At 33.4% G+C, this 13,299-nt stretch carries 16 protein-coding genes; 6 read left to right on the top strand and 10 right to left on the bottom strand.

The window, feature by feature from the left end; genetic code table 11:
* Positions 1-22: 22 nt before the first annotated feature.
* From EAH81_RS05100 to EAH81_RS05075, 6 genes are read right to left on the bottom strand one after another with little or no spacing between them, the layout of a single operon-like run.
* Positions 23-658, bottom strand: a complete 636-nt coding sequence (locus tag EAH81_RS05100; RefSeq protein ID WP_140504475.1) for a sialic acid O-acetyltransferase — start codon at positions 656-658, stop codon at positions 23-25.
* On the bottom strand, positions 658-1,668 hold the full coding sequence (locus tag EAH81_RS05095; RefSeq protein ID WP_140504473.1) for a 3-oxoacyl-ACP synthase III family protein: 1,011 nt from the start codon (positions 1,666-1,668) through the stop codon (positions 658-660). The genes EAH81_RS05100 and EAH81_RS05095 overlap by 1 nt, the downstream gene beginning before the upstream one ends.
* The gene (locus EAH81_RS05090; RefSeq protein ID WP_140504471.1) at positions 1,658-2,746 is read right to left on the bottom strand and encodes an aromatic ring-hydroxylating oxygenase subunit alpha; all 1,089 of its coding nucleotides are present in this window, start codon (positions 2,744-2,746) and stop codon (positions 1,658-1,660) included. Before EAH81_RS05090 ends, EAH81_RS05095 begins: the two co-directional genes overlap by 11 nt.
* Before the next feature lie 6 nt (positions 2,747-2,752).
* Positions 2,753-3,490 (bottom strand): SDR family NAD(P)-dependent oxidoreductase, encoded by a 738-nt coding sequence (locus EAH81_RS05085; protein ID WP_140504469.1) that lies wholly within the window; start codon positions 3,488-3,490, stop codon positions 2,753-2,755.
* Between the two features lie 3 nt (positions 3,491-3,493).
* Positions 3,494-4,546: a 3-oxoacyl-ACP synthase III family protein gene (locus EAH81_RS05080; RefSeq protein ID WP_140504467.1), complete on the bottom strand. Its 1,053-nt coding sequence runs from the start codon at positions 4,544-4,546 to the stop codon at positions 3,494-3,496.
* Between the two features lie 4 nt (positions 4,547-4,550).
* A complete protein-coding gene (locus tag EAH81_RS05075; RefSeq protein ID WP_140504466.1) occupies positions 4,551-4,781 on the bottom strand; it encodes a phosphopantetheine-binding protein in 231 nt (76 codons plus the stop codon).
* Positions 4,782-5,037: 256 nt separating this feature from the next.
* Here EAH81_RS05075 and EAH81_RS05070 point away from each other — a divergent pair, with 256 nt between their 5' ends.
* Both EAH81_RS05070 and EAH81_RS05065 read left to right on the top strand, forming a co-directional pair.
* Positions 5,038-6,114, top strand: a complete 1,077-nt coding sequence (locus tag EAH81_RS05070; protein ID WP_140504463.1) for a DegT/DnrJ/EryC1/StrS family aminotransferase — start codon at positions 5,038-5,040, stop codon at positions 6,112-6,114.
* A 41-nt stretch (positions 6,115-6,155) separates the two neighbouring features.
* Positions 6,156-6,728 carry an L-threonylcarbamoyladenylate synthase gene (locus tag EAH81_RS05065; protein WP_140504461.1) on the top strand — a complete coding sequence of 191 codons (573 nt, stop codon included), beginning with the start codon at positions 6,156-6,158 and terminating at the stop codon, positions 6,726-6,728.
* A 494-nt stretch (positions 6,729-7,222) separates the two neighbouring features.
* Here EAH81_RS05065 and EAH81_RS05060 read toward each other — a convergent pair whose 3' ends face one another.
* Positions 7,223-8,347 (bottom strand): cysteine desulfurase family protein, encoded by a 1,125-nt coding sequence (locus EAH81_RS05060; protein WP_140504459.1) that lies wholly within the window; start codon positions 8,345-8,347, stop codon positions 7,223-7,225.
* An 86-nt stretch (positions 8,348-8,433) separates the two neighbouring features.
* On the opposite strand from EAH81_RS05060, the gene EAH81_RS05055 reads away from it, so the two are divergent.
* Complete coding sequence (locus EAH81_RS05055) at positions 8,434-9,393, top strand: hypothetical protein (RefSeq protein ID WP_140504456.1); 960 nt, start codon at positions 8,434-8,436, stop codon at positions 9,391-9,393.
* Positions 9,394-9,536: 143 nt separating this feature from the next.
* Here EAH81_RS05055 and EAH81_RS05050 read toward each other — a convergent pair whose 3' ends face one another.
* Complete coding sequence (locus tag EAH81_RS05050) at positions 9,537-10,088, bottom strand: Smr/MutS family protein (protein ID WP_140504454.1); 552 nt, start codon at positions 10,086-10,088, stop codon at positions 9,537-9,539.
* Complete coding sequence (locus EAH81_RS05045) at positions 10,078-10,263, bottom strand: hypothetical protein (RefSeq protein WP_140504452.1); 186 nt, start codon at positions 10,261-10,263, stop codon at positions 10,078-10,080. Before EAH81_RS05045 ends, EAH81_RS05050 begins: the two co-directional genes overlap by 11 nt.
* A gap of 124 nt (positions 10,264-10,387) precedes the next feature.
* Between EAH81_RS05045 and EAH81_RS05040 the strand changes: the two genes are divergently transcribed.
* A complete protein-coding gene (locus tag EAH81_RS05040) occupies positions 10,388-10,654 on the top strand; it encodes a DUF2752 domain-containing protein (RefSeq protein ID WP_241676521.1) in 267 nt (88 codons plus the stop codon).
* Between the two features lie 26 nt (positions 10,655-10,680).
* Here EAH81_RS05040 and EAH81_RS05035 read toward each other — a convergent pair whose 3' ends face one another.
* Entirely contained in the window at positions 10,681-11,382 is a 702-nt protein-coding gene (locus tag EAH81_RS05035) for a DUF1003 domain-containing protein (protein WP_140504448.1), read from the bottom strand.
* Positions 11,383-11,572: 190 nt separating this feature from the next.
* Here EAH81_RS05035 and epsC point away from each other — a divergent pair, with 190 nt between their 5' ends.
* Together epsC and cysM are read left to right on the top strand one after the other, a co-directional pair.
* The gene (gene epsC / locus EAH81_RS05030; RefSeq protein ID WP_140504446.1) at positions 11,573-12,364 is read left to right on the top strand and encodes a serine O-acetyltransferase EpsC; all 792 of its coding nucleotides are present in this window, start codon (positions 11,573-11,575) and stop codon (positions 12,362-12,364) included.
* Positions 12,365-12,366: 2 nt separating this feature from the next.
* Entirely contained in the window at positions 12,367-13,254 is an 888-nt protein-coding gene (gene cysM / locus EAH81_RS05025; RefSeq protein WP_140504444.1) for a cysteine synthase CysM, read from the top strand.
* The last annotated feature ends 45 nt before the right edge of the window (positions 13,255-13,299 follow it).

The following is a 13,299-nucleotide window of genomic DNA, read 5'->3' as shown; positions in this document are numbered from 1 at the left end:
CTTTTTTACAATTATAATAGTTTTAGAAATTTAATGTTTTGGCAGGAACACCAAAAACAGTAGTATTTTCTTTTACATTTTTTATCACTAAACTCGCAGCACCAACAGTTGCCCCTTTTCTAACAATTATATTAGGTAAAACGGTCGATCTTGTATTCAGGCAAACTTCATCTTCTAATATCGCATATCCGCCAGTAAAACTATAAGCGTTTATATGGCACCATTTACCAATCTTAGAATCATGTCCAATCGCTACAAACCCCTGAATCGTTACAAAATCATCTACTGTACAATCATTACTAATATTAGAATACATAAAAGCAATTAAACCAATACCCAGTTTTACATTTGAATGGACAATTACAGTTGGATGTATTAAATTAATAAACTTACCTCCTTTACTCCCGATTATTTCAACATAATGCTTTTTCCATTTTACACTTCCAAGTGCGCAACAAAAAATATCATTTTCCTGAATTACATAATCTTCAACATTGCCAATAATTTCGGGATAATTTTCAAAACCCTCTAATGCATCTTCTTTGTCATCTAAAAAGCCTTTTACGATATAGTCTTTTTTATAACCTTCACACTGCAGGGCTAAATTATAAACCTCACGTCCATAACCTCTTGCTCCTATTATTATTAAGTTTTTCATCAGTTTATTATTAAATTACAAGCTCCCCACGAATATCCAACTCCAAAACCGGCTATTATCATATTTTGGATATTTTCTAATTTGCCTTCTTTTACAGCCTCATACAAAGCAATTGGTATTGTAGACGAAACCGTATTACCACAATGCGCCATGCTGATATAAAACTTATCTTCCGGAATTTTTATTTTTTTCCTAAGATGATTAAGCATATATTTATTAGCTTGATGAAAAACAAATAAATCAATATCATCCTGTTTCAAATTTGCTTTTTCAAGCATTCCCTGAATCAATTTTGGAACAAATTCTCCAGTAAAATTGAAAATTTCGGTTCCGTTCATAAACAGATTTTTATCGTTTCGAACATTTCCAAACTCATCACTTATATCTTCATTATCGTTTAAAACAGGAAAACGCATTCCGCCTTGTTTTACGATTAAGTTTTCAGCACCTTTTCCATCCGTTCCAAAAACAAAATTACCAATAGAACAAAAACCTTTCTCGCTGGATATTAAAGTCGCCGCGGCGGCATCTCCAAATATGGTTTTATTACTTTTATCTTTTGGATGTATAAATTTTGAATACGTTTCAGATGTAATCAGCAAAATGTTTTTCGCCATTTCACCGGCAATTAACCCTTTTGCCAGACTTAATCCATAAACAAAACCTGAACATCCTAAATTATAATCTAAAGCTCCGATTGTTGTATTCAATCCAAGTTTTTCCTGAATAATACAAGCAGTTGTTGGCAAAAAATAATCAGGACTTTGGGTACAAAACAATAAAAAATCAATTTCTGATCTGTCAATATTATGTTCCTTGAATAATTTTTCGGCCGCTTTTATGGCCATGTCAGATGAAAATTCATCTTTGGCACTTATATGTCTTGAATTAATTCCCGTTTTAGAACTGATTTTTTCAATGTCCCATTCCGGAAATTCCTGATTGATCAAATCATTAGATAAAATTTCTTCAGGCAAATAATACGAAATAGCTTTAATATTAGCTTTCATGCTGCAAAAATTTTAAATACGTTTTTTGAAAATGATGTACGCGTTCTTCTTCATCAGAAAGCTTTCCGGACAAATTAGTATGTCTTACCCCTTGCTGAACCAACTGACAAACTGCTTTGTCTTCATCAAATACCTGTCGGTTAAAATTGGTCAATGATTCCTCAAAAGCTTTAATCAGAATGGACTTCTCATTAGGATTCTCCGTTTTTGTGGTAAAAACATGACTTGTAAATCTTGAAACATCTGAGGTAATTGGTTCTATTACAGAATAATTAAACGATATACCGTGTGTACTTGATATCAATAGATTAGGGAAAATCAAAATGTGCTTATACCCTTCAATATCATAATTTCTAGGCGAAAAATAAGTATTGATCTTTTTATATCCTCCCTTATCTTTTACAATATTTAAATCACTTGTCCAGCTTGAATTATTCTTATCAAATTCAAATTCTAAGCCTGAAGGTTCTAACTTGGCAAGCGTTTCGGCATGAATTAATCCAACATGATAACTTTCTAATGTATTTTCGACAATTACCTTCCAGTTTGCTGTAATTTCCATCGAATTAACATCAATTCTATCTCCTAAAGACAATGACATTTCTTTTAGTTCCTTATAAAAAATGCCTATAAAATCCTCCAGAGGTTCCATGTTTTCGTTTAAAGTAACAAAACATAAATTGCCGCAAAAAGAAACTTGAAATTCTTTCAGTTTCATTTCGCAAAGTTCTTCTTTTGTAAACTTCTTGAATAATGGTTTTTTAGGAATCCCACTCGGAATTCCTTCTTTATCGTACGCCCAGCCATGATACGGACACATTAAAGGTCTGTTACCTGATTTTTCTTGTTGAATTATAGAAAATCTGTGTGAGCAAACATTCAAAAAAGCTTTAATGGTTCCTCTTACATTTTGAATGACAATTGGTGTACCCGAAATTTTCACGGTAACAAAATCGTTGTCATTTTCAAAATCAGATTTAAATCCCACAAAATGCCAAACCTTATTAAACAACATCTCATTTTCCTGAGTAAAAATGTCGTTGTCATGATAATGAATAGCGGGTATATTTGAGTTCATATATTTTTATTTCAATGTAAATCCTCCGTCAATAATTAAATCTGAACCCGTCATCCATTTACTAATATCACTTAATAAATACATAATCAGTCCCGCAACATCTGATGGTTCACCGTATCCTAAGGGATATTCTGATTCTGCTTTTTTTAATTCTTCATCAGAAACCACATCACTGGCTTTATCTGTCATTGCCGTTTTTATAATTCCCGGACTTACGCTATTAGATCGTATTCCCTGAGAAGCTAATTCAGAAGCCAACACCTTAGAAAAAGCACTTAGAGCCGCTTTTGATGCTGTGTACATTGCCGTCCCCGGAACACCTAATTTTGAAGAAATCGAGGAAACAAAAACAAGTGATCCTCCTTTTTTTAGTAATTTACTTTTTATCAATTTCTGGCTTAACACCACATTGCTGTCAAAATTGGTAGCAAAAACCGAATTTATTTTACTTTCGTTTAAGAATTTAACTGGTAAATATTCGACTACACCTGCATTAAAAACAACGCCATCATACGGTAAACTTTCACTAATTAATGCCGTAAAATTAGCCGAATCAGAAAGGTCTACAACTTGTATTTTATGACCATCACCACTTAATAACGCCAATGTTTCATCCAATTTTTCGATGTTTCTCCCAATAATGGTAAGTTTTGCACCCAACTCAGAAGCCGTAATCGCAATTTGCCTTCCTATTCCTGATGAAGCGCCGGTAACTAATATATTTTTATCCTTTAATGTAATCATATTTTACAATTCAATTAATTCTAGTGATTCAATCTTACAATCTTTCGCCAACATTGTTCCCCATGATAATCCAACACCAAAACCGCACATTATTATATTTGACGGTTTGTTTAAAATGGCTTCTTTTAACTCTGAAACAATTGTCAACGGAATTGTTGCTGAAGAAGTATTCCCGAAATTTTTCAGAGAATAAGGCACTTTCTCCGCAGGAAGTTTCAGTTTTTTGGCGATCATTTTATTCATCATCATATTTGCCTGATGAAAAACAAAATAATCAACCTGATCTTTATCAATTTTAAAATCAGCAATTAGTTTATTGACTGTTTTAGGTCCTTGTGTTATTCCAAAACTAAAAACATCCATACCATCTAAAACCAGATCGCAGGAAGTTCTCTCAATTCCTTTTTCTATGGTTTGAATTTGCAATGAATCATTATTGATTCTATTTCTTGAACCTCCGTCAGGAACTATAATTGTTTTATATCCTGATCCGTCAGATCCTAAATCAAATGAAAATTCTGCACCATCAGAAAATTCCAATGCTGTTGCAGATCCCGCATCTCCAAAAAGAGGCAAAGTACTTTTATCTGTTTTTGAAATAATTTTACTGATTGTATCTCCCGCAAGTAATAATCCTTTTTTAATTCCGGTTGTTTTCATCATGCTTGTCAAAATCGACAATCCATAAACATAACCGGAACAGCCCAAAGGCACATCAAAAGCAATGCAGTTTGTTGATAAACCTAACCTGTCCTGAAGTATCGACGCCGAAACAGGTAAAATATAATCGCCCGTTTGTGACACAAAAACTAAAATTTCGATTTCTTCTTTTTGCCAGTTTAAATCTTTGATTAATTTTTCAGCAGCTTCACAGCATAAATCAGAAGTACAAATTTCTTTTGTTGCAATACGTCGTTCTTCAACTCCGGTTACTTCAATAAACTTTTGAATTTCTTCCTGCGTCAGTATATCTAAGTCAATGTTGCGTTCCACATCTTTGGGAACACAACACGAAATACCTTTTATTGCAATATCCTTTACTGAAAAAGTAGCCATTTAATTATCCTTTATTTTTAATTATTTCGAAGATATCATTTAATGAAGTCGAAGATTTAATATCATCACCCGTTAATTTTACAGAGTATTCTTCATCAGCCATCGCAATTAATGATAATGCTGTTAATGAATCCCATTCTTCCAAATCTCTAAAAACAGTTTCTTGTTTAATTAATGCAGCATCTGTATCATCTAAAATATCTGCAAAATTTTGCAAAAAAGTGTTGATTTCCATAGTATTCTTAAATTTATTTTGAGTTTATTATTCTATTAATTTTTATAAAAGATCAGATAAAAAATATTCATTTGACAAATAATTAAAAAAGTCCTTAAAATGTTGTCATTCAAACATGTCAGATATTAATCCTGTTACATATACTGTTATAATGCTGGCTTATGCCAAAAATTCAGGTTTCTTTTCCTATTTTTACCCCACAAATATAACAATAGTTTACCCTTAAAGGAAATTAAACTCACTAATCAATAATTAAATGATTCCCGTAACCAAAACTTTTTTACCTCCACAAGAAGAATATAATTCTTTTCTAAAACGGGCATGGGATAAAGCTTGGCTCACAAATCGTGGCGAACTTACAATAGAATTAGAAGATAAACTAAAAAAACATCTTGATGTTTCTCACCTTATAATTACTAATAACGGTACAATTCCTATTCAAATTGCATTAAAACTATTTGGTAAAGGTGGAGAAATTATCACAACTCCTTTTTCTTATGTTGCTACTTCGGCAGCAATTGTATGGGAAAATTGTACGCCAGTTTTTGTTGATATCCATCCAGAATATTTAACAATTGATGAAACCAAAATAGAAAGTGCAATAACGCCAAAAACAACAGCGATATTAGCAACTCACGTTTTTGGAAATCCATGTCATGTTGAAGCTATTGAAAGCATCGCCAAAAAACACAATCTAAAAGTGATTTATGATGCAGCACATTCTTTTGGAGTTAAGTACAACAACCAATCTATATTTAATTTTGGAGATGTAAGCACTTGCAGTTTTCACGCCACAAAATTATTTCACACCGGAGAAGGTGGCGCAATGTTTTGCAATAATGACGAAACTTATCATCAATTATTTTACAGTCATAATTTTGGACATAACGGACCTTTGGAATTTCATGGATTAGGAATTAATGCCAAAATCTCTGAGTTACAAGCAGCAATGGGTCTGGCAGTTTTTCCATATATGAATCATATTATTACAGAAAGAAAAAAAGTAGTCGATTTTTACCGTGAAAATTTAAACTTTGAAGCTGTAAAAACCATAAAAATAAGAGAAAATACAGAGTGGAATTACAGCTATTATCCCATAATTTTTAATTCAGAAGCTACTTTATTAAAAATTCAGGAAGCTTTATTAAAAGAAGATATTTTACCACGACGCTACTTTTATCCTTCTTTGAATACAATCGATTATGTAAAAGGAGCCGAAATGCCAATATCAGAATCTATCGCATCACGAATCGTCTGTTTACCTCTTTATGTAGGACTTTCGAAGGAAGTTTTAGAAAAAATAACTCAAATTATAAATACAATAACAGCATAATATCAAAGTCATTCTGTTATTAATAAAATATTTCTAAACTTATGAATCAAGACATAAACACTGAAATCCATAACGCTTACGAAGTTATCAAAGAAGGCGGAATCATTCTTTATCCTACTGATACCGTTTGGGGAATTGGCTGTGACGCTACAAATCCTGAGGCTGTTGCCAAAATATACAAATTGAAACAACGTGCCGAAACAAAAAGCATGATTGTATTGATGAATGGCGAAAAGATGATGTACAATGTGTTCAAAAACATTCCTGAAGTTGCCTGGCAAATTTTAGATTTATCTGAAAAACCAACTACTTTGATTTTAGATGAACCAAGAAATGTGGCCAAAAATATCATTGCAGAAGATAATTCTCTTGGAGTTCGTTTAGTAAAAGACCCTTTTTGCTTCAAATTGTTAGAGCGAATGAAAAAACCTTTAGTTTCAACTTCGGCTAATATCTCGGGGCAACCCACACCTATCGCTTTCAAATATATTAGTCCTGAAATCATAAAAGGTGTTGATTATGTAGTGAAATTAAATCAGGATAAAGTTGCCGGAAAACCTTCGACGATCATCAAATTAACTAATGATGCGCAGGTAAAAGTGATTCGTAAATAATTGTTGATTATTAATTGTTAATTATTAATGTCTTAAGTTCATCTAAAAAAAGCTTAGAAGCTTTTATATTCAAAACTGACTTCGACTTCGTTCAGTCTGACAAAAGATTCAATTGTCGTTTGAGTGAAATCGAAGAATATTCAAGAAAAAAAACTCAGCAACTTAGTCTCTCAGTCCCGAAGCCCAATGTCATTACGTTAAGGGGAAATCTATAAAATTACTTAACAGTTTAATCAAGAAAGTAATTAGAAAAATCCGTTTTTATCAGCGTTTTCGCTTTAGCGAATCCGTAAAATCAGCGTCTAATTTTGACGCGGATAAAACAGATTTACTTCGTAAAAACGCGGATAAAAACGGATTTGATTTGCAATAATTTTATTTCTATAATGACATTGCCCGATCCTGTCCCGAAGTTTCGGGATCGGGACGGGATCGGGACGAGATTGCAACTCAAAAAAACTTTGAACCTTTGCAACTCTGAACCTCTGAACCTTTTATAAAGTTTTCAGACTTTGAACCAACCAATCGATATCCTCTTTTGTATTATAATGACTAAATGAAATTCGGAGATTTGGCAATTTTAAATCCGTTTCCGATAACATTTCTTTCAACACATGCGATGGCCTAATACTTCCGGATTGACACGCACTTCCTCTTGAAACTGCAATTCCCTTCATATCCAGACTAAACAAAAGCATCGAAGTTTTATCTTCGGAAAAAGGCAAAATAATATTGATGATATTATAAAAATCATCTTTTTTACCATTGATTCTAAAACCCGGGATATGCATTTCCAGTTGCTCAATCAAATACATTTTTATATCTGTAATGTATTTTCTTTCCTGATCTAAATTTTCGTAAGAAAGCGACAAAGCTTTTGTCATTCCCGCAATTTGATGTACCGCTTCAGTTCCTGCGCGAAGTCCTTTTTCTTGTTCTCCTCCAAAAATTAAAGGCTGTAAACCAGAGTTTTTTCGAACAAAAACAAAGCCTACTCCTTTTGGTCCATGAAATTTATGCGCACTTGCTATTATAAAGTCAACAGGCGTTTTCTGTAAGTCAATTTCGGTTTTCCCGATAGATTGTACGGTATCTGAATGAAATAAGACACCATATTGCTTGCAAATAATCCCAACTCTATCCAGATCTAAAATAGTTCCGGTTTCGTTGTTTACATGCATTAAGCTGACAATCGTCTTTTTTTCCTCTGATAATAAATTCGACAAATGAGTCAAATCGATACTTCCGTCAGGATTAACAGTAACATAATCAACCTGAATATTATAATCAGATTGCAATGCCATAACGGTATGCAAAACGGCATGATGCTCAATTTTTGTCGTAATGATTCTCTCCACTTTAAGATCTTCAACCGCAGAGCGCAGTATCCAGTTATCCGCTTCAGTTCCTCCCGAAGTGAAAATAATTTCCTGTGCAGAGCAATTTAAATGCTTGGCAATACTTTTTCTTGAAAGTTCTAAAACAGTTTTTCCATTGCGTCCAAAACTATGTGTAGAAGACGGATTACCATAATCTTCTGTCATAACTTTAATCATTTCCTGAATGACTTCAGGGCGCATAGCTGTTGTAGAGGCGTTGTCGAGGTATACTTTTTTCATCGCTGCAAAGTTATGAAATATCAATTGTGAAATCTTAAATATCATTTGCGAAATTTTTCACTATTTTTGCTCCAAATAAAATTACGATGAAAAAATACGCAAGCCTTCTCTTCTTTGCATTACTTTTAAATGGTTGCGATGATGGCGATTTAAAAGTTGATACTATAGATTTTAACACTGTTGCCTCAACAAACTGCGATACAACAAACACCTTACTTTATAAAATTAAAGACAGAGAATCATTGTTGCTGCAATTAGCTCCAAGCAGCTTAATAAATAACCCCACCCTCCTGGATACGCTAACTTACAACATCGACAATAGTAATTTTCGTGTTCTATACAGAGCTTATGATGGTGCAGTTGGTGTACCAAACATCTGTGGTATAATACCTCCTAAAACACCTAATGTTATAGAAGAATGGGTAGGAACTCAGGGAAAAATACAAATTACAACTACGCAAATTACCTCTGTTCCAAGCGAAGTAGACGGTAGCACCCGGGTTACGGGATATAACCACAGTATCGTTTTTAAAAATATAACCTTTTTAAAACCTAGCGGACCACAAGTTGAGCAAGAATATGTTTTTGGTGATTTTAAAATTACGATAACACCAACTCCTATAACTTTTGCGAAACCGGAAGAGGCAGGAGAATGCCCGGATTTAAAACAAGTTTACAATTATAATGCAGCATTCTATATCATGCTTCAAAATTTTGATCCTACTTTATTTGTAAATGAAGCGACCCCAGCAGGACATCCCAGAACAAGAGATATAACTGCCACACAAAACAATGTAGTATATCGTACCCTTACCGGTGTTGCTTTAAATAAAGATTATTTCTGTCAGGTTACCACTCCAACAAATCCTGCTGTAAAAGAAACCTGGAACGGTACTAATGGAACTGTTGAAGTTACTACACAAATAGCAGGAAATTTAGTTCAGCACACAATTGTAATAAAAGATGTAACGCTTGTAAAAGGAAACAGCAGCTTTAAACTAGGTAATAATTTTGCGATGGGAACTATCACCAAATCGTTAAATTAGGTCTTAAAAAACTGGTCTCAAAACCAATTTAATTCTTACAAAAAACGTCCGTTTTTCTAAACTGATTTATATACAAAATCAGAGAGAAAAACGGACGTTTTTTTATGCTTTAAAACGAACTGCTTTAGATCAAAAAAGTAATTTTATTTATTATTTTGTCTAAAATAAACTTCGGTTGCACCTAAACCATATTTTTGATAATTGGCATCCTGAAAATCTATTCCGTCATAACGGCCTAATAAAAAATCAAGTTCGGCTTTCAAAATTCCTTCGCCAACACCGTGAATAAAAACGATTTTCGGAATGCGATTTCGGATCGCAAATTCAATATGTCTTTTGGCAGTTTCTGTCTGTAAAGTCAGGATATCATAATTTGACATTCCGCGTTTGTTTGGAACCAGTTTTTCGATATGCAAATCAAATTCCGGAGCGGGAATTTCACGTTTATCTTTCTTTTCTTTTACAAAACTCCTTGGTTTTGGCTCTGTTTTCTCTTTTGTAATTTCATCTAAATTAATTCTTTTAATAGAATTCATTAAATTACTGAAATCATGAATTTTAAGCAACTCATTGACAAAAAATGTCATCACGAATCCATCCTCAGTTTCAATCAAAACTTCATTATTTTTAACCGAAACTACCGTTCCGTTTATGGCTTCGTCCAAGACTGAAACCTTATCTCCTTTAGTCAACATCCTGCTCCTCTTTATTTTGATTTTTACTTGGTGTTTTTGCGCTCAGCTGCATCATTCCAAACATGAAAACTGCAATTGCAATTACCGTGATATAGACATTTTTTTCTGGTGAAACCTGCTCGTATAATGCAACCGAAATAGCAAGAATCATTATTATAATCTTAATCGCTTTCATATTTTAAAGTATAAGTCTTCAAAAGTATAAAACTTTAAAATAGCAGTTCCTTTCTTTTGAAATGTTATCAATTATTTTTTTTGTAAAATTGTAAAAAATAATCGACTTGAACTTAGAAAAATATATGATCCCTTGCCTATTCAAAACATTCTTTGGAGTTGAGTGTTTAGGATGCGGTTTTCAGCGTGCTTTAGTCTTACTTTTTCAAGGTAAATTTTCGGCTGCTTTTCAGATGTATCCGGCAGTCTTCACTACTCTTCTATTTTTTACTTTTGTCGCTTTATATTTTTTAGACAAATCAAGAAACTACAAAAAAATCGTTTGGAATATAGCACTTCTAAATCTCGTTTTTATGCTTGGCGGATATTACTATAAACACTTCTATCTTTAATTTTTTTGAATTAAAAATGGCTGAAATTATTTCTTGATTTGGTTCAAAATATCATTCATCATTTCAATTTGAACTTTTTGAATTTCGATTAATTCTTGTTGCTGATGCATAATCATATGATCGATTTTGTCATGGATCATTCTAATTTCCAATTCGGATTTCAGATTGATCATATAATCTTTTTTAGCTCTGTTTCTGTCTTTCTCTTCCTGACGATTTTGGCTCATCATAATTACCGGAGCCTGCAATGCTGCAATACAGGATAAAATCAAGTTCAGTAAAATAAACGGGTACGGATCAAAACCTTTATTGACTAAAATATAAACATTCGCAGCAATCCAAACTATGATAAAAAATAAAAACGAAAGAATAAATGTCCAGCTTCCGCCAAAATCAGCCACTTTATCCGCTATTTTTTGACCAAAACTTCTCGTTTCCGGCTCATCTTCCACAATACTAACTATTGATTTATCTTCTTTTAAAGAAGTAATAACACTTTTTTCAAGATCAGAAAGCGTTCCAATTTCGGTAGATAAATAATTCGAAACATATACTTGGCGATATTCATTTAGTTCTTTAACAGCAATACAATCGTCTTCACTAAAAGAAGGATGATCCTTGACAATTAGCCCTAAAATTGGATCATGTATCGATTTTCCACAAATTTTCTCACTTTCCGGAAATTCAAGATTGGAAATAGCGCTCTTAAAAGTTGAATTATTTTTCATTTTTATAAATTTTACTGGCTAATTTACGCATTTAACTTCTTAAGAATCATATAAAATAATCGCTTTTATCATTCTTTTTTTTATCACAAATTGAATTCGCTATGCAAAATTTCTTTAGTTAATTCGTGCCCTTATTTACAAAAAACACCTTACTTTTAACGTTTTAAATTATCCACTCAATTTTACAATTGTGACAAAAGACAGCATCATACAAAATATAAAAGCTCTAAAAAGCCATTCAAACATTAATTACGGAATCAAAACCAAAACTGAAGATTTTACCGAAAAGCTTTTCTATACTCTTTTTGATTCGAATGCCGCTTTAGATGAAAGCATCGACGAGCTCGAAATTCGCTTTAAAGAGATTGCTGTTCTGGCTTGCAAAAAACCGGAAAACTTATGCGAATCGATTTGGGATCGATTCCTCGAAAAACTACCAATTGTCTTAGAAAAACTAAATGACGATGCAGCCTATATTTTAGAAAATGATCCTGCATCAAACAGTATTGACGAAGTTTATTTGGCATATCCCGGTTTCTACGCAATTGCCATTTACAGATTAAGTCACGAGCTCTATAATCTTGATTTATTATTGTTCTCGAGATTAATGAGCGAATATGCACATCGAATTACAGGAACTGATATTCATGCCGGTGCTCAAATTGCCTCACCGTTTTTTATAGATCACGCCACCGGAATTGTTATTGGTGAAACGAGCGTTATCAAAAAACATGTTAAAATTTATCAAGGTGTAACCCTTGGCGCATTAAGCGTAAGCAAGGAAATGAAAAATGCAAAAAGACATCCAACAGTAGAAGCGAATGTTTGCATTTATGCCAATGCGACTATTTTGGGCGGCGAAACCACTATTGGCAAAAACAGTATTGTTGGAGGAAATGCCTGGATTACAAAATCCATTCCCGAAGATTCAATCGTGCTGAATACTACTACAACTGAAGTTAAAATAAAAGAAAAGAAATAAAAATGGGTCCACAGAAATTGCTTAACCTAATTGGAAATACTCCATTGATGGAAACTGTCAATTTGGTTAAAAATAAAAACGTAAAACTTTTACTGAAACTTGAAGGAAATAATCCGGGTGGAAGTGTAAAAGACAGAGCTGCGTACAATATGATTGCTTCTGCTCTTGAAAGAGGTGACATTAAAAAAGGTGATAAACTAATTGAAGCAACAAGTGGTAACACTGGAATTGCGCTTGCAATGATTGCACAATTGTTTCAAATAGAAATAGAATTGGTTCTGCCGGAAGATTCTACAAAAGAACGAACGCAAACCATGCGTGCTTATGGCGCTACAGTAATTTTAACGCCCGCTAGTGAAGGAATTATTGGTTCAAGGGATTATGCCGATAAAAAAGTAGCCGAAGGCGGTTATTTGATGCTAAATCAGTTTGCAAATGACGACAACTGGAAAGCACATTATAAAACCACAGGTCCTGAAATCTGGAATGATACTGATGGAACGGTTACACACTTTGTTTCGGCAATGGGAACAACCGGAACAATCATTGGAACTTCGACTTACTTAAAAGAAAAAAATCCGGCTATTCAAATCATAGGCGCACAGCCAAGCGATGGATCTCAGATTCCCGGAATCCGAAAATGGCCTCAGGAATATTTACCTAAAATTTTTGATGCTTCAAAAGTGGATACTGTTGTAGATGTCAGCGAAGAAGAAGCGCGCGAAATGACCAAAAGATTAGCACTTGAAGAAGGTGTTTTTGCCGGAATGAGCAGCGGAGGTTCTGTTGCTGTTGCCCTTAAAATTGCCGAAGAATTAGAATCAGGCGTAATTGTAGCCATTATATGCGATCGCGGTGATCGTTATTTGTCTTCGGATTTATTTGATTAAGAAAAGGTGCAAAGTTGCAAAGGTTCAGAGGCACAAAGGTAAATC

Source organism: Flavobacterium pectinovorum, from assembly GCF_006438875.1.
Lineage (GTDB): Bacteria > Bacteroidota > Bacteroidia > Flavobacteriales > Flavobacteriaceae > Flavobacterium > Flavobacterium pectinovorum_A.
The sequence above is the reverse complement of the archived record's forward strand: the minus strand, read 5'-3'. Positions and strand labels throughout refer to the sequence as shown.

Coding starts and splice junctions, on each gene's coding strand:
- EAH81_RS05100 (WP_140504475.1), bottom strand. CDS start 658: ATGAAAAACTTAATAATAATAGGAGCAAGAGGTTATGGACGTGAGGTT.
- EAH81_RS05090 (WP_140504471.1), bottom strand. CDS start 2,746: ATGAACTCAAATATACCCGCTATTCATTATCATGACAACGACATTTTT.
- EAH81_RS05050 (WP_140504454.1), bottom strand. CDS start 10,088: ATGTTGACTAAAGGAGATAAGGTTTCAGTCTTGGACGAAGCCATAAAC.
- EAH81_RS05085 (WP_140504469.1), bottom strand. CDS start 3,490: ATGATTACATTAAAGGATAAAAATATATTAGTTACCGGCGCTTCATCA.
- EAH81_RS05070 (WP_140504463.1), top strand. CDS start 5,038: ATGATTCCCGTAACCAAAACTTTTTTACCTCCACAAGAAGAATATAAT.
- EAH81_RS05035 (WP_140504448.1), bottom strand. CDS start 11,382: ATGAAAAATAATTCAACTTTTAAGAGCGCTATTTCCAATCTTGAATTT.
- EAH81_RS05055 (WP_140504456.1), top strand. CDS start 8,434: ATGAAAAAATACGCAAGCCTTCTCTTCTTTGCATTACTTTTAAATGGT.
- EAH81_RS05065 (WP_140504461.1), top strand. CDS start 6,156: ATGAATCAAGACATAAACACTGAAATCCATAACGCTTACGAAGTTATC.
- EAH81_RS05075 (WP_140504466.1), bottom strand. CDS start 4,781: ATGGAAATCAACACTTTTTTGCAAAATTTTGCAGATATTTTAGATGAT.
- cysM (WP_140504444.1), top strand. CDS start 12,367: ATGGGTCCACAGAAATTGCTTAACCTAATTGGAAATACTCCATTGATG.
- EAH81_RS05080 (WP_140504467.1), bottom strand. CDS start 4,546: ATGGCTACTTTTTCAGTAAAGGATATTGCAATAAAAGGTATTTCGTGT.
- EAH81_RS05045 (WP_140504452.1), bottom strand. CDS start 10,263: ATGAAAGCGATTAAGATTATAATAATGATTCTTGCTATTTCGGTTGCA.
- EAH81_RS05060 (WP_140504459.1), bottom strand. CDS start 8,347: ATGAAAAAAGTATACCTCGACAACGCCTCTACAACAGCTATGCGCCCT.
- EAH81_RS05040 (WP_241676521.1), top strand. CDS start 10,388: ATGATCCCTTGCCTATTCAAAACATTCTTTGGAGTTGAGTGTTTAGGA.
- EAH81_RS05095 (WP_140504473.1), bottom strand. CDS start 1,668: ATGAAAGCTAATATTAAAGCTATTTCGTATTATTTGCCTGAAGAAATT.